At 74.2% G+C, this 24170-nt stretch carries 20 protein-coding genes and 1 riboswitch; of the genes, 8 read left to right on the top strand and 12 right to left on the bottom strand.

Going from position 1 to position 24170, the window contains the following annotated elements; genetic code table 11:
- Nucleotides 1-98 precede the first annotated feature (98 nt).
- The 5 genes from AB0I22_RS32255 to thiO form a co-directional block, all read right to left on the bottom strand.
- Nucleotides 99-974 (bottom strand): deoxyribonuclease IV, encoded by an 876-nt coding sequence (locus AB0I22_RS32255; RefSeq protein WP_363134530.1) that lies wholly within the window; start codon nt 972-974, stop codon nt 99-101.
- 4 nt (nt 975-978) lie between these two features.
- Nucleotides 979-2922: a Stk1 family PASTA domain-containing Ser/Thr kinase gene (gene pknB, locus AB0I22_RS32250; protein WP_363134529.1), complete on the bottom strand. Its 1944-nt coding sequence runs from the start codon at nt 2920-2922 to the stop codon at nt 979-981.
- Between the two features lie 227 nt (nt 2923-3149).
- A complete protein-coding gene (locus AB0I22_RS32245; protein WP_363134528.1) occupies nt 3150-3986 on the bottom strand; it encodes a thiazole synthase in 837 nt (278 codons plus the stop codon).
- Nucleotides 3987-3988: 2 nt separating this feature from the next.
- A complete protein-coding gene (gene thiS / locus AB0I22_RS32240) occupies nt 3989-4213 on the bottom strand; it encodes a sulfur carrier protein ThiS (protein WP_363134527.1) in 225 nt (74 codons plus the stop codon).
- A complete protein-coding gene (gene thiO, locus AB0I22_RS32235) occupies nt 4210-5403 on the bottom strand; it encodes a glycine oxidase ThiO (RefSeq protein WP_363134526.1) in 1194 nt (397 codons plus the stop codon). Before thiO ends, thiS begins: the two co-directional genes overlap by 4 nt.
- A riboswitch (TPP riboswitch) is annotated at nt 5401-5513 on the bottom strand. Its footprint overlaps the gene before it by 3 nt.
- Before the next feature lie 165 nt (nt 5514-5678).
- Between thiO and AB0I22_RS32230 the strand changes: the two genes are divergently transcribed.
- The 5 genes from AB0I22_RS32230 to AB0I22_RS32210 all read left to right on the top strand — a co-directional run bounded on the left by AB0I22_RS32230 (nt 5679) and on the right by AB0I22_RS32210 (nt 10758).
- Nucleotides 5679-6908, top strand: a complete 1230-nt coding sequence (locus AB0I22_RS32230) for an FAD-dependent oxidoreductase (protein ID WP_363134525.1) — start codon at nt 5679-5681, stop codon at nt 6906-6908.
- Between the two features lie 396 nt (nt 6909-7304).
- Nucleotides 7305-7670, top strand: a complete 366-nt coding sequence (locus tag AB0I22_RS32225) for an Rv2175c family DNA-binding protein (RefSeq protein ID WP_030883623.1) — start codon at nt 7305-7307, stop codon at nt 7668-7670.
- Between the two features lie 182 nt (nt 7671-7852).
- The gene (thiE, locus tag AB0I22_RS32220) at nt 7853-8611 is read left to right on the top strand and encodes a thiamine phosphate synthase (RefSeq protein ID WP_363134524.1); all 759 of its coding nucleotides are present in this window, start codon (nt 7853-7855) and stop codon (nt 8609-8611) included.
- 194 nt (nt 8612-8805) lie between these two features.
- Nucleotides 8806-9723: a methylenetetrahydrofolate reductase [NAD(P)H] gene (gene metF / locus AB0I22_RS32215; protein ID WP_363134523.1), complete on the top strand. Its 918-nt coding sequence runs from the start codon at nt 8806-8808 to the stop codon at nt 9721-9723.
- 42 nt (nt 9724-9765) lie between these two features.
- Nucleotides 9766-10758 carry a hypothetical protein gene (locus tag AB0I22_RS32210; protein WP_363134522.1) on the top strand — a complete coding sequence of 331 codons (993 nt, stop codon included), beginning with the start codon at nt 9766-9768 and terminating at the stop codon, nt 10756-10758.
- A gap of 151 nt (nt 10759-10909) precedes the next feature.
- Here the strand turns inward: AB0I22_RS32210 and AB0I22_RS32205 are convergent, their stop codons facing one another.
- The 4 genes from AB0I22_RS32205 to AB0I22_RS32190 form a co-directional block, all read right to left on the bottom strand.
- A complete protein-coding gene (locus tag AB0I22_RS32205) occupies nt 10910-12454 on the bottom strand; it encodes an NAD(P)/FAD-dependent oxidoreductase (RefSeq protein WP_363134521.1) in 1545 nt (514 codons plus the stop codon).
- A 491-nt stretch (nt 12455-12945) separates the two neighbouring features.
- Nucleotides 12946-13599, bottom strand: a complete 654-nt coding sequence (locus AB0I22_RS32200) for a TetR/AcrR family transcriptional regulator (RefSeq protein ID WP_363134520.1) — start codon at nt 13597-13599, stop codon at nt 12946-12948.
- A gap of 35 nt (nt 13600-13634) precedes the next feature.
- Complete coding sequence (locus AB0I22_RS32195) at nt 13635-15764, bottom strand: YhgE/Pip domain-containing protein (protein WP_363134519.1); 2130 nt, start codon at nt 15762-15764, stop codon at nt 13635-13637.
- Complete coding sequence (locus AB0I22_RS32190) at nt 15736-16542, bottom strand: ATP-binding cassette domain-containing protein (RefSeq protein ID WP_363134518.1); 807 nt, start codon at nt 16540-16542, stop codon at nt 15736-15738. Before AB0I22_RS32190 ends, AB0I22_RS32195 begins: the two co-directional genes overlap by 29 nt.
- 191 nt (nt 16543-16733) lie before the next feature.
- Here AB0I22_RS32190 and AB0I22_RS32185 point away from each other — a divergent pair, with 191 nt between their 5' ends.
- The 3 genes from AB0I22_RS32185 to AB0I22_RS32175 all read left to right on the top strand — a co-directional run bounded on the left by AB0I22_RS32185 (nt 16734) and on the right by AB0I22_RS32175 (nt 18791).
- A complete protein-coding gene (locus AB0I22_RS32185) occupies nt 16734-17204 on the top strand; it encodes an SAV_6107 family HEPN domain-containing protein (protein ID WP_363134517.1) in 471 nt (156 codons plus the stop codon).
- Nucleotides 17205-17375: 171 nt separating this feature from the next.
- Nucleotides 17376-18140 (top strand): methyltransferase, encoded by a 765-nt coding sequence (locus AB0I22_RS32180; RefSeq protein ID WP_363134516.1) that lies wholly within the window; start codon nt 17376-17378, stop codon nt 18138-18140.
- Nucleotides 18141-18377: 237 nt separating this feature from the next.
- A complete protein-coding gene (locus AB0I22_RS32175; protein ID WP_363134515.1) occupies nt 18378-18791 on the top strand; it encodes a DUF3040 domain-containing protein in 414 nt (137 codons plus the stop codon).
- 465 nt (nt 18792-19256) lie between these two features.
- Here the strand turns inward: AB0I22_RS32175 and AB0I22_RS32170 are convergent, their stop codons facing one another.
- From AB0I22_RS32170 to AB0I22_RS32160, 3 genes are read right to left on the bottom strand one after another with little or no spacing between them, the layout of a single operon-like run.
- A complete protein-coding gene (locus AB0I22_RS32170) occupies nt 19257-21695 on the bottom strand; it encodes a DUF3488 and transglutaminase-like domain-containing protein (RefSeq protein ID WP_363134514.1) in 2439 nt (812 codons plus the stop codon).
- Nucleotides 21692-23080, bottom strand: a complete 1389-nt coding sequence (locus tag AB0I22_RS32165) for a DUF58 domain-containing protein (RefSeq protein WP_363134513.1) — start codon at nt 23078-23080, stop codon at nt 21692-21694. The genes AB0I22_RS32170 and AB0I22_RS32165 overlap by 4 nt, the downstream gene beginning before the upstream one ends.
- The gene (locus AB0I22_RS32160) at nt 23080-24120 is read right to left on the bottom strand and encodes a MoxR family ATPase (RefSeq protein WP_363134512.1); all 1041 of its coding nucleotides are present in this window, start codon (nt 24118-24120) and stop codon (nt 23080-23082) included. Before AB0I22_RS32160 ends, AB0I22_RS32165 begins: the two co-directional genes overlap by 1 nt.
- Nucleotides 24121-24170: the final 50 nt, after the last annotated feature.

The following is a 24170-nucleotide window of genomic DNA, read 5'->3' as shown; positions in this document are numbered from 1 at the left end:
TAAGGCCGGTCGCGTGGCCCCGGCGCGTAGGCCCGATCACGTACGCCCGGCTACGCAGACCCGACCGCATATCCGGGCGTCTCAGGCCGCCCGCCCGGTCACGAGCCGTCGGCCGCGTCCCGCCCGTCGCGCAGCGCCTTCAGCCGCGCCACGTCGGCGGCGTGCCCCTCCTTGCCGCCCGGCGTCTCGATCGTCAGCGGCACGCCCTCCGTCGCCGGGTGCGCGAACAGCTCCCGGAACGGCTCGGCACCGATATGGCCGGAACCGATGTTCTCGTGCCGGTCCTTGTGCGCGCCCACGACGTCCTTGGAGTCGTTGGCGTGGATCAGTTTCAGCCGGCCCTCGCCCACGACCGACACCAGCTCGTCGAGCGTCTGCTTCATCCCGCCGTGCCCGGCCAGGTCGTGGCCCGCCGCGAAGACGTGGCAGGTGTCCAGGCAGACGCCCAGCTTCGGGTGGCGCTCCAGCGCGTCGAAGTACGGGCCCAGGTCCCACACCCGGGAGCAGAGCGAGGCGCCCTGCCCGGCCGTCCCCTCCAGCAGCAGCCACGGGTCGTCCTCGTGGGTCAGCTCCTCCAGCAGCGGCAGCAGCCGCTCGCGGACCTGCGCCAGCGCCTCGCTCCGGGGCCGGCCGCCCGTCGCCGCGCCCGTGTGGACCACGACGCCCCGCGCCCCGATGTCCCGGCCCCGCCGCAGCGAGTGGCGCAGCGAATCGACGGACCGCTCGGCCGTCGCCTCGGTGTGGGAGCCGAAATTGATCAGGTAGGGCGCGTGGACGTACACGGGCAGGGACCGCTCGGCGCAGCCGGCGCGGAACGCCTCGTCCTGCTTCGGGTCGCCCGGCGGCGTCGCCCAGCCGCGCGGGTTGGCGACGAAGACCTGCACGGCCTCGGCGGCCATCTCCGCGGCGTACGGCAGGCCGGTCCTCGCGAGTCCGCCGGCCACGGGGATGTGGCCGCCGACGGGGTTGCGCATGAGTTCAGAGTCCCTTGAGCGTAATAGTGATCTTGCTGCCCTTGGGGGCCTCGTCGCCGCCGTCGACCGACTGCTTGTCCACGGTGTCCTTCGGGAAGAAGAACGGCTTCTTCACCTCGACCTCGAAGCCCAGGGCGGTCAGCTTCTTCTTGGCGTCGTCGGTCTTGTCGCCGGTGACGTCCGGGACCTCGACCATCTCCTGGCCCTTGGAGACCGTGAGGGTCACGGTATCGCCCTTCGCCGCCGGGCTGTCCTCGGCCGGGGACTGCTGGGCGACGTCGCCCTTGTCCTCTTCGGAGAAGACCTGTTCGTCGGCGACCTTCACCTTGAAGCCCTTCTCGTTCAGCTCCTTGGTCGCGTCCTCGACCGAGTCGCCCGTCACCTCGGGGATGTCGATCTTCTTCCCCTTGCTGACGGTGACCGCCACGGCCGTGTCGGGCCTGCGCTCGCTGCCCGGCCCCGGTTCGGTGGCGAGCACCGAGCCCTGGGCCGTCTCGTCGCTGAACTCCTGGCGGACCTTGCCGAGCGTCAGCCCCGCGTCCGCGATCTGCTTCTTGGCCTGGTCGAGGGGGATGCCCGAGACGTTGGGCACCTTGGTCCGCTCCGGCCCCCGCGAGACGGTCAGGGTCACCGTGCCGGTGCTGCGGATGCGGTCGCCCGGCTTGGGGTCGGTGCCGATGACATGGCCGCGCTCCACCACATCGCTGAAGTCCTGCCGGGCCTTCGACTTCAGCCCGGACTCGTGCAGCTTCTGCTCCGCCTGCGCCCGGGTGAGATCCAGGACGGCCGGGACCTTGGAGAACTGGCCGGAATTGATGTACCAGACGCCCGTGCCCAACAGGATCACCAGCACCGCTCCGAGCAGCGCCAGCACCGAGCGGCGCGGCCCGCGACGGCCGGACGCCGCCGCCGGGGCGGGGACCCTGGCTCCGGCCGCCGGGGCGGACGGCCGTTCCAGCCGGGTGGTGCGGTCGTACGAGGCGTCGTCCGCCGCCCGTGCCGCCCGCGCCTCGATGGAGCGCGGGAGCACGCTCGTACGGTCCTCGGAGCCGTCGTGCTCGGCCGTCTGCGCCCGCGGCGGCACCGCGTCCAGCTCCGCGTCGCTCATCCCGGCGCGCGCCGTACGGGCCAGGCCGAGCAGCTCCACCGCGTCGGCGGGGCGCGACTCCGGGTCGCGGGCGGTGGCGGCGGCCACCAGGTCGTCCAGTACGGCGGGCAGTCCCGGCACTGCCGCGGACGGCGGCGCGATGTCCTCGTGGAGGTGCTGGTAGAGGACCTGCGCCGGGGTGCCGCCGGTGTGCGGCTTGGCGCCGGTCAGCATCTCGTAGAGCACCACCCCGCAGGCGTACACGTCCGCCGGGGTGTCGGCGGTGCCGTGCTCGATCTGCTCGGGGGCGAGGTACGACACGGTGCCGAGCACGGACCCCGTCGAGGCGGTGGTGTTGTTGTCCACGGCCCGTACGAGCCCGAAGTCGGCGACCTTGACCCGGCCGTCGTCGCCGATCAGCACGTTCTCGGGCTTCATGTCGCGGTGTACGAAGGACGCCCGGTGGGCGGCGCCCAGCGCGGCGAGGATCGGCTCCAGGATGTCGAGGGCGGCGCGCGGCTGGAGCGCGCCGCGCTCGCGCAGCACGTCGCGCAGCGTGCACCCGGCCACGTACTCCATCGCGAGATAGACGTACGTGCCGTCGGTGCCCTGGTCGAAGACGCCCACCACATTGGGGTGCGCGAGCCTCGCCACCGACTTCGCCTCCCGGATGAACCGGTCGACGAAGGCGCCGTCCGCGGCGAGCGCCGGGTGCATCACCTTGAGCGCGAGCACGCGGTCGAGCCGCGTGTCGACGGCCCGGTAGACCGTGGCCATGCCACCGACGGCGATGCGCGCCTCGACTCGGTAGCGGCCGTCGAGCAGCTGCCCGACGAGGGGGTCCTGAAGGGTCGTATCCACGGCAGACGAGTCTACGAGCAGTCACCGACAGCTCCGACGCCGCGCGCCCGCCGCGGCCGTACTGAAGCCGAACGGTGACAGCGGCCGACGCGTACGGACGCGGGAACGCGCCTGGTCGGACACGGGGACGTGCCCGCTCAGGCCCGGTCGGAACGCGCGGTCGGAACGGCCGGTCAGGCGGTCCGGTCGGAACGGCCGGTCGGAACGCCAGTTCAGGCGGGGCCCGGTCAGAACGCCGGCCGCTCCGGGTCCAGCTCCGCCAGCCCCTCCATCGCCGAGGACGCCCGCGCGAAGTGCCGGCGCGGGATGCGGCCCGCGCGGTACGCCAGCCGGCCCGCCTCCACCGCGTGCCGCATGGCCGCCGCCATCAGCGCCGGCTCCTGCGCGCGGGTCACCGCCGAGGCGAGCATCACCGCGGCGCAGCCCAGCTCCATGGCGAGCGCGGCGTCGGAGGCCGTGCCCGCGCCCGCGTCCAGGATCACCGGGACGCCCGCGCGCTCGGTGATCAGCTGGAAGTTGTGCGGGTTGCGGATGCCCAGGCCGGAGCCGATGGGCGAGCCCAGCGGCATGATCGCGGCACACCCCGCGTCCTCCAGCTTGCGGGCGAGTACGGGGTCGTCATTCGTGTACGGCAGCACGGTGAAACCGTCGTCGACGAGGGTCTCGGCGGCGTCCAGCAGCTCGATCGGATCGGGCAGGAGAGTGCGCTCGTCGGCCACCACTTCGAGCTTGACCCAGTCCGTGCCGAGCGCCTCGCGGGCCAGCCGCGCGGTGAGGACGGCCTCCCCGGCGGTGAAGCAGCCCGCGGTGTTCGGCAGCACCCGGATGCCGTGCCGGGCGAGCACCGACAGCACCGAACCCCGCACGGTCGCGTCCAGGCGGCGCATCGCCACCGTGGTCAGCTCGGTGCCCGAGGCGAGCAGGGAGCGCTCCAGCACGTCCAGACTGGGCGCGCCGCCCGTACCCATGATCAGCCGGGAGCCGAAGACGGCGCCGCCGATGGTCAGCGGGTCCTCGGCCGCTTCCGTTTCCGGGGCCCCCGGAAGGAACGCGGTGTTGGTCATGGTCAGCCTCCCTGGACCGCGGTGAGGACCTCGACGCGGTCGCCGTCGCCGAGCGCGGTGGCCGGCCACTGGCCGCGCGGCACGACGGCCTCGTTGACGGCGGCGGCGACGCCGCTGTGCGCGGTGGTGAGCGTGGCAACCAGCCGGTCCAGGGTCAGACCGGCGGGGATCTCGCGGGGCTCGCCGTTGAGGGAGAGCCGGACGGAGGCGGGCGGAGAGGGCGTCATACGGGCTGCTCCTGAGGTGCGGGGGCCTGGAAACGCTGCGGGGAGAAGGGCAGGGCCGCCGCCGGGAGCGCGCCGCCGGTCAGCACCTCGGCCATCACATCGCCGGTGAACGGGGTCAGCAGGACGCCGTTGCGGTGGTGGCCGGTGGCCGTGTGGAGACCGGGCAGGGCGGTCGGGCCGAGCAGCGGCGCGTTGTCGGGGGAGGCGGGGCGCAGCCCGGCGAGGGTCTCGACGAGCGGCAGCTCCGTGATGCCGGGCACCAGCTCATGGGCGTCGCGCAGCAGCTCGTACACGCCGCCCGCGGTGACGGTGGTGTCCCAGCCCAGCTCCTCGCTGGTCGCGCCCAGGACCAGCTCGCCGTTCTCGCGCGGCACCAGGTAGACGGGGCCGCCGCGCACCACGGCCCGTACGGTCCGGGAGAGGAACGGCGCGTACGGGCCGGGCACGCGCAGCCGCAGGACCTGGCCCTTGACCGGGCGGACCGGCGGCACCACGTGCTCGGGCACGCCCGCGAGCCGCGCGCTGTGGCTGCCCGCCGCCAGCACCGTCTGGGCGGCGGCGACCCGGACGCCGTCGGCCAGCTCGGCCCCGGTCGCCCGGTCCGCCTCGACCGTCAGACGCCGTGCCTCGGCCCGGTGGAAGACGACGCCCGCGCGCTCGCAGGCCGTCAGCAGGGCGCGGGCGAGGCGCCGCGGGTCGGTCTGGTGGTCGCCGTCGACCCGCACGCCGCCGCGCACGCCCGGCGCGAGCATCGGCTCCAGGCGGCGGCACTCGCGCCCCGACAGCCACTGCGAGTCGAGCCCCGAGCGCTGCTGGAACTCGTGGAGTTCACGCAGGTGGGCGCGGTCGTCGGCGTCGAGGGCGACGGCGAGCGTGCCGCAGGCGCGGTAGCCGATCCCCTGGCCGCTCGCCTCGGTCAGCTCGGCCGCGAACGCCGGGTAGCGGCGGGCGGAGGCCAGGTTGATGGCGAGCAGGTCCTGCTCGCCGTAGTGCAGTTCGGTGACGGCGGCCAGCATCCCGGCCGCGACCTGGGCGGCGCCCCCGCCGGGCGCGGGGTCCGCGACGGCGGTGCGCAGCCCGCGCTGGGCCGACCGCCAGGCGGTGACCAGGCCGATGATGCCGCCGCCGATGACGAGGACGTCACAGGAGGCCGATTCCCGTCCCGGTGGCTTCGAAGAAGACGCGTGCATGGGCGTCCAGCCCCTCCCTTCGCCGGCATGACCCGGATCAGGTTCGTACGGTCGGAGGCCGTCCAGCCTCCCTCTCAGCCCGGTCCGCCCGGGCTCCCGCGAGTGCTCTACCCAAGTCACCCTAGTACGCGCCCCGAATCGGCCGAAAGGGGAGTGTCCGATACGGGCCGGGGCTCCGCCGGGCGCGCAACCGGGCCGCCGCGGGCCCCGGTTGTGGTGGAGATCTCTCTGCGCGACGCTCCGGCACAGCGTGCCCGCCGCCATACAGTGAGCTGGTGAGCGATCAGACGAATACCACCAGTGACCGGCGTCGCGTCGTGATCGTCGGCGCGGGCGTGGCCGGGGTACAGACCGCCGTCGCCCTCCGCGAACAGGGCTGGACCGGCGCGATCTCGCTGCTCGGCGCGGAGCCCCATCCGCCCTACGACCGACCGCCGCTCTCCAAGGCCGTGCTGCTCGGCAAGTCCGAGGGCTCCGCCTTCGAGGTGGACTTCGACTCCCTCGGCATCGACCTGCGGCTCGGCCGCGAGGTCACCGGGCTGCGGCCCGAAGAGCGCGTCCTGGACACCGCCGACGGCCCCGAGCCCTACGACCGGCTCGTCATCGCCACCGGCGCCGAGCCCGTCGTCCTGCCCGGCAGCGAGGGCATCCCCGGCGTCCACCTGCTGCGCACCCTGGACGACGCGACGCGGCTGCGCCCGGTCCTCGCCGACCAGCACGACATCGTGGTGGTCGGGGCGGGCTGGATCGGCGCGGAGTTCGCGACCGCCGCCCGCGAGGCGGGCTGCAAGGTGACCGTCGTGGAGGCCGCGGACCGGCCGCTCGCGGGCGCCCTCCCCGCCGAGGTCGCCGCCCACATGGCGGGCTGGTACGCGGACTGCGGCGCCGAACTGCTCACCGGCGCCCGCGTCGTCTCCCTCTCCGAGGGCAGCGTGCTGCTGGACGACGGCACCCGGCTGACGGCCGGCGCGGTGGTCGTCGGCATCGGCGCGCGCCCCGCCACCGGCTGGCTGGCGGGGACCGGCATCGAGCTGGCCGCGGACCTGTCCGTGGTCACCGACGAACGGCTGCGCACCAGCCTCCCGGACGTCTACGCGGTCGGCGACTGCGCCTCCTTCCCGTCCGCCCGCTACGCCGAGCGGCTGCTGGTGCACCACTGGGACAACGCGCTCCAGGGGCCGCGCACCGTCGCCGCCAACATCGCGCACGGCGAGGCCGAGGGGCCGCTGTACGACCCGGTGCCCTACTTCTGGTCCGAGCAGTTCGGCCGGTTCGTGCAGTACGCGGGGCACCACGCCGCCGCCGACGAACTCCTGTGGCGCGGCGACCCCGCCACCGCCGCCTGGTCCGTGTGCTGGCTGCGCGAGGGCATCCTGGTCGCGCTGCTCGCCGTGGGCCGCCCCCGGGACCTGGCGCAGGGCCGCAAGCTCATCGAGCGCGGCGCACGGCTGGACCAGCGGCAGGCCGCGGACCCGTCGGTGCCGCTGAAGTCGGCGACGGTCTGAGGCCGGCGGCGGGGCGGCTCCATTTCTAGCGGGGCCGCTCCGTTTCCGGGCGGTAGCGGGGGCCGGTCCGTTTCCGGGCGGAAACGGGGGCCGGTCCGTTTCTGGGCGGTACGCGCGCGTGGCCTGTCCTGGGGGGGGACGCGCACGTGTCCTGTCCCAAGGGGGACGCGCGCGTGGCCGGGCGGCGCGCGCTCGCCCGGCGCGAAACGGCCGGGGCGCTCGGACGAGGACATGACACGGGTGCGCTCCGCTGGGACGGGACACGGGCTCCGAGGGGTGTCCCGCGCGGGTACGCGCGCCTGGCGGCGCGCGCTTCGGCCGGGGCGCGACACGGGCTCGGAGCGCCTCAGGGCCTCCCGGCTACCGACTGTCAGTCCTAGATGGCAGGCTTGTCCCGTGACCGAGATTGACGCAAAGATCGATGCTCTCGTCCCCGCCTGGCTCAACCTGCCCGACATCGCCGAACGGCTCGGCGTCGAGGTGACGCGCGTCCGGCAGCTGGTCAAGGAAGGCCAGGTGATCGCGGTGCGCCGTGGCGAGAACAGGGCGCTCCAGGTGCCCGCCGACTTCATCGGCGACGCCAAGGTCGTCAAGGGCCTGGCCGGCACCTTGACGCTCCTGCGGGACGACGGCTTCAGTGACGTGGAGATGCTGGAGTGGCTCTTCACCCCCGACCCGACCCTGCCGGGCACCCCGGCGCAGGCCCTGCGCGAGAATCGCGGCACGGAGGTGAAGCGCCGGGCCCAGGCGCTCGCCGTCTGAGCGCGCCGGGTCCGGACGACGGCCGTCCCTGCCCCGTCGAGCACGGCGCTCGCCGGCTGATCCGCCGTCCGTAGGCGCCTCAGCCCACAGCCGCACATCCATCGCATATCCAACCGTCCGGTGTACGGGCCGGGGCCGTGAGCCCCGGCCCGTACACCGCCGACCCGGGGGGAAACCGCCGCATGGCCGCCACAGGTGCCACAACCTCCACTGATGTCGCAGCCGCCACCGACGCCGCAGGAATCGCGGGAGCCGCGGCGGGATCAGCCGCCCCAGCACCCGCCGGGGCCGGGGCGAGCGCGCGAGAGCGGCTGGCCGACGCCCGGCTCTATCTGTGCACCGACGCGCGCAAGCGCCAGGGCGACCTGCCCGAGTTCCTCGACGCGGTCCTCTCCTCGGGGGTCGACATCGTCCAGCTGCGGGACAAGGGCATGGAGGCGGGGGAGGAGCTGGAGCACCTCGCGGTCCTCGCCGCCGCGGCCCGTCGGCACGGCAAGCTCGTCGCCGTCAACGACCGGGCGGACGTCGCGCACGCCATCGCCTCCGACGTGCTGCACCTGGGCCAGGGCGACCTGCCGGTGCCGGCCGCGCGGGCGATCCTCGGCGCGGACGCGCTGATCGGCCGCTCCACCCACGCCGAGTCCGAGGCGGCCGCCGCGGCCGTCGAGCCGGGCGTGGACTACTTCTGCACCGGGCCCTGCTGGCCCACCCCGACCAAGCCGGGGCGGTACGCGCCCGGGCTCCCCCTGGTGCGCTATGCCGCCTCGCTGGCGCCCGTACGGCCCTGGTTCGCGATCGGCGGCATCGACGCCTCGAACCTGGACGAGGTGCTGGAGGCGGGCGCCCGGCGGGTCGTCGTGGTGCGCGCGATCACCGAGGCCGACGATCCCGGAGCCGCCGCGGCCGGTCTCGCCAAGCGCATTCGCGCATACGGAGCGTGACGGAGCGGGGCGGTCCACAGTCGCCCCGAACCCCGGCGGATGTCCGGCGGATGTCCGGCGGATGTCCGGCGGAGTGTCCAAGGGGTGGACACGATCGTGGCGAAAGCTCGGCCGAGGCTTGGTGAAAGCTTGCCGAAACGGTCATAACGCGAGACAGGGTTGGGGGCCCGGCACACCCCGGTTAACCTGCCCGTATGGCCCTTGGCACACCTTCCACCAGGACAGACCGCGCACGTACGGTGCGTGACCTGCTCGCCTCCGGTGAGCGGTCCTACTCATTCGAGTTCATGGCCCCGAAGACCGAGAAGGGCGAGCGGACGCTGTGGAACGCCATCCGCCGGGTCGAGGCGGTCGCGCCGACGTTCGTCTCCGTGACCTACGGCGCGGGCGGCTCGTCCCGTGAGGGGACGGTGCGGGCCACCGAGCGGATCGCCACCGACACCACCCTCACCCCCGTCGCCCACCTCACCGCCGTCGACCACTCGCTGACGGAACTGCGCAACGTCATCGGGCAGTACGCGGACGCCGGCATCCGCAACATGCTCGCCCTGCGCGGCGACCCGCCCGGCGACCCGCTCGGCGACTGGGTCGCGCACCCCCAGGGCGTCACCTACGCCGCCGAACTCGTGCGGCTCATCAAGGAGTCCGGCGACTTCTGCGTGGGCGTCGCGGCCTACCCCGAGATGCACCCGCGTTCCACCGACTGGGACACCGACGTCCGGCATTTCGTCGACAAGTGCCGCGCCGGGGCGGACTTCGCCATCACGCAGATGTTCTTCAACGCCGAGGACTACCTCCGGCTGCGGGACCGCGTCGCGGCGGCGAGTTGTGCGACACCGATCATTCCGGAGATCATGCCCGTCACGAACGTCCGGCAGATCGAGCGGTTCGCACAGCTCAGCAATGCCGCGTTCCCGGCGGAGTTGGCGAACCGGATCCTCGCGGTGAAGGACGACCCGGCCGCTGTACGCTCAATCGGTATCGAGTACGCCACGGAGCTGTGCGCCCGGCTGATGGCTGAGGACATCCCCGGACTCCACTTCATTACCCTGAACCACTCCACGGCGACGTTGGAAATCTACGAGAATCTGGGACTGCATCAGCGGTCCTGACGGCCTGTCCGGTGAGCGGGCGGCCGAACGAGAGGGGCGTATATGGGCTGGGCGGTCCTCTACATCGCGTTCGGCGTCGTTGCCCTCTGGCTGCTGAGCGAGGTGCTGCTCCAGCACAAGGCACGGCTGCGCTGGCGATTGCTCGCCTTCTTCGGCTTCCTCGGCGTGGTCATCGGAGTGATCATGCCCTCGGTGCCGGTGATCGCGGTGGGCGCCATCGCCTTCGCGGTCGGGCAGACCTACGTGACGCTCTCCTTCCGCCGCGGTTTCTCCGAGGGATGGGCGATCCGCCGCAAGCCGACCCCCAAGAGGCGGCGCAAGGCCTCCCGGTCCGCACCGGTCTCCGAGCCCAAGCTCCAGGTCAGCGACCTCGAAGAGGGGCCGGCCGAGGAGGGTGCGGGCGCGGGCGCGGCCGCCGGTAAGAGCGCCGACGGCGGCGCCGGGGCTCCGCCCGTGGAGCAGACCGCGCAGATGCCGTCGATCGGGCAGCAGCCGCCGATCGCGCAGGCGGAGGACGCCTTCCCGCCGGCGCCGGCGCCGGAGTCCGAGCCCGTGCCGGAGGCGGCGGGCCAGTACAGCGGCTACGGCCAGAACGGGTACGCGACGGACCCCGCCGGGGGCTATGGGACGTACGACGCCTACGGCGGCTATGCCCCCCAGGGCGACGGAACGGCTCAGGACCCCTACGCCGCCGGGCAGTTCGACTACGGCCAGCAGCAGTACGCCGCGTACTCCGACCCGTACATCGGCTCGGCCCAGCAGCCGACCTATGACCAGTACGCGCCCTACGCCCAGCAGCAGAACGACGCGGGCGGGTACCCCGGCGGCTACGCCCCCCAGGCGTACGGACCCGACGGCTACCCCGTGCCGCAGCAGCAGTACGACATGGACACCCCGCCCGGCGGCGTCTGGGTGCCGCACCAGCGCGGCCTCGACTCTCCCCAGCCGCCGGACCAGCAGCAGCCCGCGCCCTATCTGTACGAGCAGCAGCAGCCGGGGCCCGGCACGGGCCACGACGAGCGGTACCGCTACTGAGCGGCCGGCCGCCGGTTCCTTGTCGCGCGGGCGGTCGGCAGATGACACGCACCTGAGGTCCCTGACCCGCGAGGCCGCGACACGTTGGCGGTACGGACGTACGGCAGCCACCCGGCTCCGCCCGTACCGCCCCCGTATCGCGCCCGCCGAGCTACTGGGAGCCGCGCCAGTCGGCCCCGTCCACGATCAGCCCGGCCACCAGCGCGCCCGACATGCCCGCGTGCGCGAGCCCGCCGCCCGGATGGGACCAGCCGCCCGCGAGGTACAGCCCCGGCAGCCGCGTCGCGTTGCCGGGCCGCAGGAAACCGCCGTCCGCGCCGGCCAGTGCGGGCCCGGGGACCGCGCCGTTCGCGGCCCCCGTCTCGGCGGCGGTGTCCGCCGGGGTACGGACCTCGCGCCACAGCACCCGCTCCCGCAGCCCCGGAACAGCCGCCTCGGCGACCGCCGCGATCCGGTCGGCGTATCTCCCGGCGGCACCGGCGTCCCGCCAGTCGACCGGGCCGTGCGGAGCGACCGCCGCCGTCAGCGTGACGGCCTCGTGGCCGTCGTCCGGACGGGTGGTGGGATCGTCCGGGCGCAGCACGGTCACCGTCGGCCGCTCGCAGGGGGTGCGCGCCCCCTGGCCGCCGTCCCCGAAGATCCCCGCCAACTCGGCCGCGCGGTCCGGGGCGTGGACCACTGTCCGGTGCGCCGCGCACTCGGGGCGCGCACCGCGCACCGCCAGGCAGACCGTGAACCGTCCCACGCCCCGGCCGCCGCCCTCGGGCTCCGGCCCCGGCCGTACGCCCCCGTCCTGCCAGGGGCCCGCCCCGCCGAGCAGCGGCGCCAGGAACGCCGGATCGACGCCGCAGACCACGGAGTCCGCATCCGCGACGGCCCCGTCCGCCAGCTCGACGCCCGCCGCCCGGCCGTCCTTCTCGACGATCCGCGTCACCTCCGCGCCGAAGGCGAACTCCACCTTGCGCGCGCGGCACCGCTCGTACAGCGCGTCGGCCAGCGCCCGCATCCCGCCGCGCACGTACCAACTGCCGAACGTCTGCTCCAGATAGGGCAGCGCCGTGGCGCTCGCGGGCGCGTCGCGGGGGTCGAAGCCGTACGCCAGGGCGTAGCTCTCCAGGAGGGCGACGAGGCGCGGGTCCTTGAGCTCCCGCCTGGCTACGGACGTCAGCGTGGCCGGGCCGCCCTCCCGCCGGAACAGCCCGCGCTTGCGGGGCGCCGGATACGGATCGCGGCCCAGCACCTGCCAGTCGGCCCGCAGCGGCTCCTCCAGCAGCGGCCGGCGCGTCGCGTCCCACACCTCGCGCGCCCGGTTGACCAGATCGCTCCACCGCTCGCCCGCGCCCCCGCCGACGGACTCGTCCAAGGCCCGTACGACGCCCGCCCGCGAGGCGTTGGGCAGCGAGAGGACCGTGCCGTCCGGGAAGACGTGCCGGCTCGCCGGATCGACCTGGGACAGCTCGACGCTCTGCTCCAGCGACTCCTTGCCGGTCTTGACGAAGAGATCGCGGTAGACCGCGGGGAGGTGCAGCAGCCCCGGCCCGGTGTCGAAGGCGAACCCGTCCCGGGCGAGGCGGCGCACGCCGCCGCCGTACGTGTCCCCGCGCTCGTACACCGCCACCCGGTGGCCCGCGACGGCCAGCCTGGCGGCGGCCGCCATCGCGCCCATCCCGGCGCCGATCACCGCAATCCTTGCCATGCCCGTGACTTTATCCGGCACCACTGACAACGCGGACGGCCGCCGGACGGGACGGCTGCCCGGGCCCGTTCGAGGGACCCGCCGGCGTCCGCCGGGCACGGCCGGCACCGGACGTACCTGGACGTACCCGCCGCATACGACGGCTGTCGGCGGGCTCGGACCGGCGCCCGTGAGGGTGAGCACTCAGGTCTGAGTACACATACTCAGACGATGAGATGAGTAGATGCACGGATGGGCCCCGACCTGCACAGAAGGGAAAGTAGTGACCACGGAAGGGGCGCAGCGCCGAGACCGCCGACACGGGGCGGCGGAACCGGCGGGCGACCTGGAAGGAACGGCGGGGCACCACGGGGGAAACGCGGTGCTCTGCCGGGAACGGGGGTTCCACGGGGGAAACGGGGGAACGCCGTGTTCCGGCGCGGGCCGCAGGGGGGATCGGTCCGCGCCGGAACAGCGTTGAAGCGGTTGAATCCGCCGGGACCCGGGGCCGGCTACCGCGGGCTGCCGCTGATCCGCCCCTGGAGCAGCCGGGACAGGGCCGCGTGCACATCCTCCAGGGAGCGCTCCGGCTGGAACGACTGCCAGTCCAGCGCGGCCACCAGCACCATCCCGAACAGCGCCGACGCCGTCAGCGGGATGTCGATCTCCTTGCTCAGCTCGCCTCCGGCCACCGCCTCCCGCAGTACGGACTCGATCACGGATATCGCCTGCTGCCGCACCTGCATCAAGGTGGACTGCCAGGCGCGGTTGGTGCGCCACAGCTCGGCCACGTACAGCTGGGTGAGCGAGGGGTAGCGGACGATGAAGGCGAGCCCCGCCCGGATCATGGCGTCCAGCGCGTCGACCCTGCTCCCGCCGCGGGCCGCCGTCTCGTCGGCGGCCTGCTGCAGCGAGGAGCTGAGCAACTCGATGCCGTGCCGCAGCAACTCCTCGAACAGCACGCTCTTGCTCGCGAAGTTGTAGTAGACCGTGCCCTTCGCCACCCCGGCCCGCTCGGCGATCTCGTCCACCGTCGTGGAGGAGAACCCCTGCTCGGCGATGAGGGTCACGGCCGCCTCGAAGAGCTTCCGCCGGGTGGTCTGCCGACGGGTGTCGCCCGGGAGCCGGGGCGTCGCTCTCCGGATTGCTGCAGCGCTGCTTTCCATGGTGCTGATTCTGCCTGGCGTCGCGGGATGCCTGGTCACAGGGACAGCTCCGGGTGCAGCCGGTTCACGGACCACACCTGTTTGCGGCGGGCCGTCCACGCGGTCAGGGCCAGCGCGGCCACCGTGAACGCGGCCAGTACGGCGCACGCCTGCCAGACCGGACCCAGCCCGCCGCCGGTGATCAGCCGGCGCAGCCCGTCGACGACGTAGCTCATCGGCAGGAAGGGATGGAGCGCGCCGAAGAACCCCGGACTCGTCTGCACGGGATAGGTGCCGCCCGCCGACGTCAACTGGAGCATCAGCAGCGCCAGTACGAGAATCCGGCCCGCCGGACCGAACTGGGCGTTGAGCCATTGCACGACCGCGCAGAAACACGCGGTGACCAGCAGCAGGAAGCCCAGCGTGCCCGCCGGCCGCACCATCTCCAGGCCGAGGCCCCAGTGCAGCACCGCCATGAGCGCGCCCACCTGGAGCACCCCGATCGCGGCGACGGGCAGCCAGCCGGCCAGCCCGATGCGCCAGGCGGCGGCGCCCGCCGCGAGCGCCCGCCGGTTGAGCGGCTGGATCAGCATGTAGGCCACCATCGCGCCGACCCACAGGGACAGCGGGATGAAGTACGGGGCGAACCCGGTGCCGTAGTTGGGCGCCTTGTGCATCGCCTGGGACGCCAGCTTCACCGGATCGGCCATCACCTCGCTGCGCGCGTCCCGGTCCTTCTTGCCGTAGTCGGGGATCTTCCCGACACCGTCGTGCAGCCCGTCGGCCAACTCGCTGGAGCCGTCCGAGAGTCTGTACATCCCGCCGCGCAACGTGTCCGCACCGCTGTGCAGCTTCCCGATGCCCGCGTCGAGGTCCGCGGCCCCGTCCTCGGCGTCGCCCAGCCCCGAGTGGAGCCGGCCCGCGCCCGCGTGGATCTTCCCGGCGCCGTCGGACACCTTGTGGGCGCCGCTGTTGAGAGCGTTGATCTTGGAGACGGCGGTGTCGACGTCGGCCCCGAGGTGCGGCGCTTTGTCCGCCAGCCACACCGCCTTGCCGTGCCACTCGTCCAGGCTGTCACCGAGCTCCTTGAGGCCCGCGGTGTTCTTCCGCACGAAGGAGTCGACGTCCTCGGCGACGTCCGCCGCCGTGCCGGCGGCGGCCACCGACGCCTTGAGCGCCGGACACGACGGATCGGGCGTGGGCGCACCGGCCGCGCAGCGCCGCTCGTAGTCGGCGCTGAGCGTCCGGGCAGCCTTACGGGCATCCGCCGCCGCTTTGGCGGCGTCGGCCGGCAGCTTCCGCAGCGCGTCGCGCGCCGTGCGTGAGGCGTCGGCCACCAGCCGCGAGACGTCGCCGATCTCCGCGCCGTGCTGCTTGAGGAAGGGCCCGACGTCCTTGGCGAGGCCGTTCGCCCGGTCCGCGAGCTGCTGGGTGCCGTCCGCGACCTGTCCGGCGCCCTGGTGCAGCGTGCCGGTCGAGGCGTCCAGGGTGCCCGCGCCCGTATGGAGCTTCGTGACGCCGTCCTTGAGGGCGCCGCTGCCGCGCTGCGCGCTGGTGAGCCCCTTGGCGAGTTCGCCGGCGCCCTGCTTCGCCCGGCCGATGCCGTCGCCGAGCCGGTCCGCGCCGTCCGCGGCCTGCTGGGTCTTGCCGTGCAGGTCGGAGAACGAGACGAAGATCTTGTCGTAGAACGACCGGGACGCCTTGGTGGAGGCCGCGGCGCGCACCTCCGCGAACACCGTCCGGGAGATCTGCCCGACGATGTAGTTGTTGGAGTCGTTCGTACGGACCCGCAGCGCGCCGGTCTCCGGGGTCTTCCCGGAGCTGGAGGCGATCTGCGAGCTGAAGTCGTCGGGCACCGTCAGAGAGAGGTAGTACGTGCCGTCCGCGACGCCCTTCCGGGCCTCGGCGGCGCTCGTCTCGTGCCAGTCGAACGAATCGCTGTGCCGCAGCCCCTTGACGATGTCGTCGCCCGCGGCCAACTCGCGGCCGTCCACGGAAGCGCCCCGATCGGCGTTGACGAGAGCCACCGGAACCTTGTCGAGCCGCCCGTACGGGTCCCAGAAGGACCACAGGTAGAGCGCGCCGTACAGCAGCGGCAGCAGCATGAGGGCGGCGAGCGCGGCGCGCGGCAGCCTCCCCCTGCCGAACCGCTTGAGCTCAAGAGCGGCCAGTTTCGGCGAGCGCATCGGACGCCTCCTCCTCGTCGTCGCCGCTGTCCGCGGACCGTCTGTGCTCGTCGCCGGCCGCTTCGGCCGTCGGCTCCGTCCGGGGCGCGGTCGAGACGACGACCGCGTCCGGCGGGGCCTCGGAGCACACCGCGAGCACGGTCGTGCCGCCTGCGGCGATGGAACGCAGCAGCGCCCACGCCTCGGCGCGCTCCGCGGCCGAGAGCTTCAGATCGGCGTCGTCGACCGCCAGCAGGCGCGGCCGGGCGATCAGCGCGAGCGCCACGGACAGCCGCAGCGCCTCCAGCCGCTCAAGGTCCCGTACGGCCGTACGCTCGCCCTTCACCAGCGCGGCGGGGTCGAGCCCGGCGCCGTGCAGCGCCGCGTCGATCCCGCCGCGCGCCTCGGCGACGCGCTCGGCACGCGGCCGCAGCAGCGCGCGCAGCGAGCCGCCGAACCGCCGCTGCAGCAGCGCCCGTTCCCGCAGATGCTCGGCGACGGTCAGCGCGGGGTCGAGCTCACTGACCCCCGGCACGTGGGCGAGCGCGCTGATCCGCCGCACGGCCGGCAACTGCCGGGGGAGCGCCAGACCGGCGACGGCCGCGCGGCCCGCCGTGGAGCGCATACGTCCGGTGAGCGCGAGCAGGAGGCAGGTGCGGCCCGATCCGGAGGGACCTTCGACGGCGACGAGCGAGCCGGGGTCGGCGGTGACGCGCACATCGCGGAACGTCCAGCCGCGCGGTCCCTTGGCGCCGAACCCCTCCGCCGTGATCGACGCCCCGGGCGGGGTGCTGTTCACAAGCCCTCCCTCGTACTGACCGGTCAGTGCAAAAAGTATGCCGCACTCTGATCTTCCTCCGTCAACTGGGTCCGGCTCAAGGGGCGTTCGTGCAGGTCAGGGCCGATTGTCAGTGGTGTGCCCCACGATGGCCACATACGGCGGTCATGCCACCACCCAACGGGCCGCCACACGACGACAGGAGGTTCGTCATGGCCGGTACCGCGAGCGACGTCCACCCCGTGCTGCGCCGCGCCGCGGCCCCGCCCGCCGCGCTCGACCTCCTCACCCAGGCCCACCAGGGACTGGCTGAGGCCGCCGACCTCGAAGCCCCCAACGAGCGTTACGCCACCGCCCACCTCGCCGCCCTGCGCACCGCGGCCGCCGTGCTGGCCGTCCGCGGCCGGCCCGAGACGACGGCGCGGCGCAGGCGGCGCATCCGCAGCGCTTGGGAGGTGCTGCCCGAAGTCGCGCCGGAACTGGCCGAATGGAGCGCGCTGTTCGCCTCGGGCGCACCGCGCCGGGCCCGCGCGGAGGCCGGCATACCCTCCGCGGCGAGCTGCCGCGACGCCGACGACCTGCTGCGCGATGCCGCCGTGTTCCTGCGCCTGGTGGAGCGGATGCTGGTGATCCAGCCCGCTCTGCCCCGGCAGGCGGCGGAAGCGCGGGACAAGGCGGGCTGAGCGCCCGCGCCGCCTCCCGAGGGCGCGTCGGAGCATGCGGGGCGGGAGGGGCCGGGCCCGCCGTAGGCAATAGGCTGGGCGCGACGCCGACGTCAGTGAATTCGTCCATTCCGTACCGTCCAGTCGCCGCCGCCGAGGCGGCGGCGACACCGCGCCGAGGAGCCACCCGCCGTGTCAGACCCGCAGCGCCCCCGGGCGTCCCTCCGTACCGCCGTGGTCTGGGACGTCCTCGAAGACGCCTTGGATCGCAGGGGCAAGACCGCCGGGAGCGGTGCGACGGGCGCCCTCGACGTGCTGGACACCGGCGGCGGCACCGGCAACTTCGCCGTGCCCGTCGCCCGGCTCGGCCACCGCGTCACCGTCGTCGACCCCAGCCCCAACGCGCTCTTCGCGCTGGAGCGCCGGGCCGCCGAGGCCGGAGTCGCCGAGCGGGTGCGCGGCGTCCAGGGCGACGTCCACGGCCTGTTCGACGTCGTCGAGCGCGGCGGCTACGACGCGGTCCTGTGCCACGGCGTCCTGGAGTACGTGGACGACCCCGCCGAGGACCTGCGCAACGTCGTCGACGCCCTCCGCCCCGCCGGCACCCTCAGCCTGCTCGCCGCCGGACTGGGCGGCGCGGTGCTCGCCCGCGCCCTCGCCGGCCACTTCACCGAGGCCCGGCAGGCGCTCACCGACCCGGCCGGCCGCTGGGGCGACGGCGACCCCGTGCCGCACCGCTTCACCGCCGAGACCCTCTCCGCGCTGATCGGCGAGGCCGGGCTGGAGGTCGGCGCCATACACGGCGTACGCGTCTTCGCCGATCTGGTACCCGGCGTGCTGGTCGACACCGAGCCCGGCGCGATGGAGGCCCTGCTGCGGCTCGAAGCGGCGGTAGCCGAGCTCCCGGCCTTCCACTCCGTCGCCACCCAGCTGCACGTACTCGCCGAGCGAGGCTGACCGCACACCATCCGCCGCAGGCCACCCGATCAGCCGCTTCGCCCCGTATGATCGGGGTACACCGTCCGGCATGGCGGATCGGCGGGTGGGGAATGCACGTTCCGACAGCTTCGATTGTCACACCGGCAACGGTGGGTAATTGGCGCAGAGGGGCGGGTATCACGGGGGCGATTCCCTGCCTATCCTGAAAGGGTCGCACCCCGGTCGCCCCCCGCGACCGACGAGTAGGAGGACTCCGTGCCGCTCTCGGAGCACGAGCAGCGCATGCTCGAGCAGATGGAGCGAGCGCTGTACGCCGAAGATCCCAAATTCGCGATAGCGCTTGAGGGCAGTGGCCTGCGCACGTATACCCGGCGACGGGTCTACCAGGCGGTAGCGGGTTTTCTGGTGGGCATCGTGCTCCTCATGGCCGGAATGGTCGCCCAGCAGATCTGGATCAGCGTGGTGGGCTTCCTCGTCATGCTGGGGTGCGCGGTGCTCGCGGTCACGGGATGGCGCAAGGCGCCGAAACCGGGCGAGCAGCGCGCCGCGGGCACCGCGGGTGCCTCGGGCGGCCCTGCCACCGCCCGCCGCCAGCCTCGTCAGCGCCGGTCCGTGATGGGGCGCATCGAAGAGCGCTGGCAGCGCCGCCGCGACGAACAGGGCCACTGAGCCCCGACATCTGCCAGCCGGGCGCGGCCCAGGACCCCGGTCCTGGGCCGCGCCCGCGCGTTGCTCCGGCTGGGGGAGGGAAGGGGAAGGACCGCCCGGCCGGTTGGAGGGCTTGTCCCGGCGGGGCCGCTGAGCTGCGAGACAGGGGCACAGCGGGCCGCGATAGGTCTGCGGTAGGTCTGCGGTGGACTGACGAGGCGCGAGCGCGTCGTGGGGCTCGACGGGCGAGCGGCCGGTGCGGCTGGCCCGCGGGTGGCCGTGGGCCCCTTGGGCGGCCGGTACCGGACGGCTGCTCTCCCGGAAGCCCGTGAAAGGCGGCCGCGCGTGCGCCCGCGCACGCGCCCGACCGGCGCGGCGGCTCTTCCACGGACGTGAGGAAGAACCGCCCCGCGCACGCCGGCTCGTGCGTCGGCCGTTCTTACGGCTGGCCGTCGCGGCGGCCAGCCGTCGTTGCGCCCGCTGCTGTCACGCCCGTTGCCGTGAGAAGCGCAGCGCCGTCGTCGCCCGGCGGGTGAGCGCTGCGAGGCGTCCGGCGCGGAGCCGGGCGACCGCGGCCGTCCACCGCTGCGAGAGCGACCACACGACGCGGACGGTCGAGCGCGGCGCCAGCAGGCCTCGCAGCCGGCCGGTCCGCCCGGCCGAGGTCCGTAGCCCGGCCCGTACCCGCTGCACATCGCCCGCCAGTCCGCTCACCGGCCGCGGGTGCGGCGCGTAGAGCACTTGCTCGACCGCCGCGGCCACCCGGTGCGCGGCCTCGGCCGCGTCGGCGTCCAGCCCGCCGAGCCGTACGATCCGGGCCGCGGCCTTCCGCGGGGTCTGCGACTCGTCCGGGGGCACGCCGTAGTCCCAGCCGGAGTCGATGAGCTCCTGCCAGGCCGCGAGCGTCCGGCTCGCGCCGTCCTGCGGGGTGCGCCCGCCGGACTCGCCGAGCCGCCGGGCCCGTACCCGGGTGCGCCACAGCATCGGAAGGGCCAGCGCCAGCAGCACCAGCAGGCCCGCGGAGCCGGCCACGATCGCGGTCGTCGACCGGCCGCCGTCGCCGGAGCCGCCGCTCGCCTGCTGCGCCGCGGCTCCGCACTCCCCGAGCCGCTTGGCCTGCGGGTCGCAGCTCTGGGAGGCCGACGCCCCCGCCGACGGGGCCGCGGAGCGGCTGGGCGCCGTGGTCGGGGTGCCGGGGTCCGCGCCGGACGGCGCCTGCGCGATCGTGTACTCGGGCTGCGAGCCCCGGCTGGGCGTGGGCTCGAACCGGGTCCAGCCGACCCCCTCGAAGTACAGCTCGGGCCACGCGTGCGCGTCCTTGGAGCCGACCGACATGGTGCCGTCGACCTGCGGGGTCCCCGGCGTGAAGCCGACCGCGACCCGCGCCGGAATGCCCAGCGTCCGCGCCATCGCCGCCATCGAGAACGAGAAGTGGACGCAGAATCCCTCCTTGTCGTGGAGGAACTTGGCTATGGCGCTGCTGCCGCTGCCCGACCGCACCTCGGTGTTGTACCGGAAGCCGCCGGTCGTGGAGAACCAGTCCTGGAGCTTCACGGCCCGCGCGTACGCGGTCGTGGCCCCCGCCGTCACCTTCTTCGCCTGGTCGCGGACCACCGACGGCAGCGAGTCCGGCACCTTCGTGTACTCGTCCAGGAACCGCTTCGACGGCGCGGGCGCCGCCGCCAGCTGGGCGCTCGTCGGCTCCACCAGCAGGCTCGACACCTGGTAGCGCGAGCCCCGCGTGGTCTGCCCGTGATCGCCGACCAGGGTCCGCCCCTCGGGTTCGAACCGCCAGCGCCCGCCGACCGACACCCGGGTGGCCGGGTAGGGGAGCGGCAGATAGGTCTGGCCGTAGGTCTCGGAGGCCACGACGGAGGTGTTGACGGTGTCCGTACGCACCTCGGGAGCGAGCCCGGACGGAGTGGGCAGCGGGTCCGGCACGTCGGTGATGTGCCGCTCCGACGCCTTCCAGGACGAGCCGTCGAACTGGTCCAGGGCCACGATCCGCAGATACATGTTCTGGGTGTCGCTGGTCGACGTGCGGTACCGCAGCACCTCGTGGTTCTCGGGCTGGTTGAGGCTGTTCTGGAGCGAGACCAGCGGATTCACCGCCGAGATCGTCCCGCCGTCGGACTCCTGCCCGCCGCCGGCCCCCCGCGACCCCAGCAGGCCGTCGTCCATCGTCGGCAGCACCGCCGGCACCGCCAGCGCGATGCCCAGCGCCAGCGCGCCGATCCGGCGGCCCGTGCGGATCGGGGCGAGGGCGGGGCCGGCCGCGCCCGGCGCCGGGCCCAGGGTGCTGCTCGGCCCGGTAGGGCGCCGCGCGCCGCCTCCGGCGAAGACCCGCCCCCACTGGGAGAGCCGGTCCCGCCCCTCGGCGAGGAGCAGCAGCAGGAAGCCGCCGGCCGCCGCCAGGAACCACAGCCAGTCGGCGCCGCCCTGGGCCAGCCCCGCCGCGACCGAGTACAGCGCGAGGAGCGGCAGCCCGGCGGGCGCGGCGCTGCGGCAGGTGACGGCGATCGCGTCCACCGCCAGCCCCACCAGCAGGACGCCGCCGACCAGCAGCAGCCTGATGCCCTCGGTCGTCGGCGCCGGTATGGCGTACCGCCCGACGTCGTCGGCGCCCTCCCGCAGCAGTTGCCCGAACTCGTGGAAGACGTCCGGGCCGGGCAGCAGCCCCCCGACCGCCTCGCTCTGCGCGAAGAGCAGGGTGAGCAGCAGCAGTGCGACGACCGCCTGCACCAGCACGGTCAGCGCCCGCGCCAGCGGCACCCGGCGGGCCAGCGCGCCCACCGAGCTCTGGATCAGCAGGAGCAGCGCGGCCTGAAGGAACCACGTCGCGTGGTCGACCAGCGGCAGCAGCGCGCACGACGAGGCCAGCGTCGCCACCGCCGCGCACACCGCGAGCCGTGCGCGTCCGCTCATGACCAGCCCCCCGCCGTCGTGCCGCCTTGCTTCGAGGGCCCGTTCGTACGGGCGCGCTGCTGGTCCGCCTCGCGCCACAGCGCGGCCAGCGACGCCCCCGGCGGCACGGGCAGCGCCGTCCACCCCGCCTCGCGCAGCACCCGCAGCCGGTCCTCCAGGCCCTCGGCGTCGCCGCCGCGCACGTCCCGCGCCCAGGACGGCGAGTCGAGGAGGAAGGCGACCGCCGCGCCGCTGCGCTGCCGCATCCGCCCGGCCAGCGCGGCCTGCTCCTCGTCGAGGTCGCCGAAGAACGCGACCAGCAGCCCCTCGCCGCCGCCCCGCAGCGCGTCGTGGGCGGGGGAGAGCCCCTCGCCCTCGGAGTGGTCCACCACCGACAGGGTGTCCAGGACCAGTCCCGCCGCGTCGGCGGAGTCATGGGAGGAGCCCGCGTACCCGCCCATGCCGTCGGGGCCCGGGACCGAGTCGCCGGTGTCCGTCAGCAGCCGCACCGAGAAGCCCCGCTCCAGCAGGTGCACGGCCGTCGAGGCGGCGGCGGAGACCGCCCACTCGAAGGCCGAGTCGGGCCCGGCGCCCTGGAAGGCGATGCCGCGGGTGTCGAGCAGCACCGTGCAGTGGGCCCGCTGCGGCTGCTCCTCGCGGCGCACCATCAGCTCGCCGTAGCGGGCGGTGGAGCGCCAGTGCACCCGGCGCAGGTCGTCGCCGTAGCGGTACTCGCGCGGGATGACGTCGTCCTCGCCGGCCAGCGCGACCGAACGCAGCCGCCCGTCGCCGTACCCGGCGGCCTCGCCCGCGAGGCGCACCGGCGGCAGCGCCTCCACGCGCGGCACGACGGTCAGCGTGTCGTACGTGCTGAACGCGCGGGTCAGCTCGCACATCCCGAACGGGTCGGTCAGCCGCAGCTGCAACGGCCCCAGCGGATAGCGCCCGCGCAGGTCCGAGCGGACCCGGTAGGACACCTCGCGCCGGCCGCCCGCCTCCACCCGGTCCAGCACGAAGCGAGGGCGCGGACCGAGCACGTACGGCACCCGGTCCTGGAGCATCAGCAGACCGGTGGGCAGCCGCGAGACGTTGTCGATCCGCAGGTGCACGCGCGCCTCGGCGGCGGCGGGCACCCGGGCGGGCGACAGCCGCCGGCTGCCCGCGACCCGGTGCCGGGTGCGGTGCAGCACGCCCACGCACACCAGCGGCAGCACGGCCAGCAGCAGGCCGACCCGCAGCAGATCGGACTGGCCCAGCACGTACGAGCACCCCGCGGCGGCCACGCCCGCGGCCAGGAACGACCGGCCGCGCGTGGTCAGCCCGGCGAGCGCCGACCGCAGGCCGCCGCCGTCGCCCACGTCGGGCCCGGCGTGCACGTCGGGCCCCGCACTCCCCCCGGCCCGCATCACAGCCGCCGGGAGCCCGGCGGCTGCCCGCCGTACGCCGGGGGTGCCGGCGGCATCGGCGGCGCCCCCCGGCGCTCGGCGGTGGGCACCGGAGTGCGCTGCAGGATGTCGGCCACGACCTGCTCGGCCGTGCGCCGGTTCAGCTGGGCCTGCGCGGTCGGCAGCAGCCGGTGCGCGAGCACCGCGACGGCCAGCGCCTGCACGTCGTCGGGGAGCGCGAACTCCCGGCCGTCCAGCGCCGCCGCGGCCTTGGCGGCCCGCAGCAGATGCAGCGTCGCGCGCGGCGACGCCCCGAGTCTGAGGTCCGGGTGCTGCCGGGTGGCCGAGACCAGGTCCACGGCGTACCGCCGCACGGAGTCGGCCACGTGCACGGTGCGGACCGCGTCGACGAGCTTGATGATCTCGTGCGCGTGCGCCACCGGCTGGAGGTCGTCCAGGGGCGACGCGCCGCCGTGCACGTCCAGCATCTGGAGCTCGGCTTCCGGGCTCGGATAGCCGATCGACACCCGCGCCATGAACCGGTCGCGCTGTGCCTCCGGCAGCGGGTACGTGCCCTCCATCTCGACGGGGTTCTGCGTGGCCACCACCATGAAGGGGCTCGGCAGCTGGTACGTCTGCCCGTCGATGGTGACCTGCCGCTCCTCCATCGACTCCAGCAGCGCCGACTGGGTCTTGGGCGAGGCGCGGTTGATCTCGTCGCCGATGACGATCTGGGCGAAGATCGCGCCCGGTTTGAACTCGAAGTCCCGCCGCTGCTGGTCGTAGACGCTCACGCCCGTGATGTCGGACGGCAGCAGGTCCGGCGTGAACTGGATGCGCCGCACCGAGCAGTCGATGGACCGCGCCAGCGCCTTGGCGAGCATCGTCTTGCCCACCCCCGGCACGTCCTCGATCAGCAGATGGCCCTCGGCCATCAGCACGGTCAGCGAAAGCCGTACGACCTCCGGCTTGCCCTCGATCACACCCTCCACCGACCTGCGGATGCGCTCCGCCGTGGTGGTCAGATCGCTGAGGCTCGCTCGTTCGTCATAGGTCGTCACCCGGCCCTCCTCGGCCCGTTCTCAAAGCCCTGGTCCTCCGTACGGACCGG

It is taken from the genome of Streptomyces sp. NPDC050610 (assembly GCF_040654875.1).
GTDB lineage: Bacteria > Actinomycetota > Actinomycetes > Streptomycetales > Streptomycetaceae > Streptomyces.
This window is presented reverse-complemented; position numbering and strand designations above follow the sequence as displayed.

Bases quoted from the DNA above. Each gene is read 5' to 3' on its own strand.
- AB0I22_RS32185 (WP_363134517.1), top strand. From the start codon at position 16,734: ATGGCCGGTACCGCGAGCGACGTCCACCCCGTGCTGCGCCGCGCCGCG.
- AB0I22_RS32200 (WP_363134520.1), bottom strand. From the start codon at position 13,599: ATGGAAAGCAGCGCTGCAGCAATCCGGAGAGCGACGCCCCGGCTCCCG.
- AB0I22_RS32170 (WP_363134514.1), bottom strand. From the start codon at position 21,695: ATGAGCGGACGCGCACGGCTCGCGGTGTGCGCGGCGGTGGCGACGCTG.
- thiE (WP_363134524.1), top strand. From the start codon at position 7,853: ATGGCCGCCACAGGTGCCACAACCTCCACTGATGTCGCAGCCGCCACC.
- thiS (WP_363134527.1), bottom strand. From the start codon at position 4,213: ATGACGCCCTCTCCGCCCGCCTCCGTCCGGCTCTCCCTCAACGGCGAG.
- AB0I22_RS32165 (WP_363134513.1), bottom strand. From the start codon at position 23,080: ATGCGGGCCGGGGGGAGTGCGGGGCCCGACGTGCACGCCGGGCCCGAC.
- AB0I22_RS32255 (WP_363134530.1), bottom strand. From the start codon at position 974: ATGCGCAACCCCGTCGGCGGCCACATCCCCGTGGCCGGCGGACTCGCG.
- thiO (WP_363134526.1), bottom strand. From the start codon at position 5,403: ATGCACGCGTCTTCTTCGAAGCCACCGGGACGGGAATCGGCCTCCTGT.
- AB0I22_RS32210 (WP_363134522.1), top strand. From the start codon at position 9,766: ATGGGCTGGGCGGTCCTCTACATCGCGTTCGGCGTCGTTGCCCTCTGG.
- AB0I22_RS32205 (WP_363134521.1), bottom strand. From the start codon at position 12,454: ATGGCAAGGATTGCGGTGATCGGCGCCGGGATGGGCGCGATGGCGGCC.
- AB0I22_RS32245 (WP_363134528.1), bottom strand. From the start codon at position 3,986: ATGACCAACACCGCGTTCCTTCCGGGGGCCCCGGAAACGGAAGCGGCC.
- metF (WP_363134523.1), top strand. From the start codon at position 8,806: ATGGCCCTTGGCACACCTTCCACCAGGACAGACCGCGCACGTACGGTG.
- AB0I22_RS32195 (WP_363134519.1), bottom strand. From the start codon at position 15,764: ATGCGCTCGCCGAAACTGGCCGCTCTTGAGCTCAAGCGGTTCGGCAGG.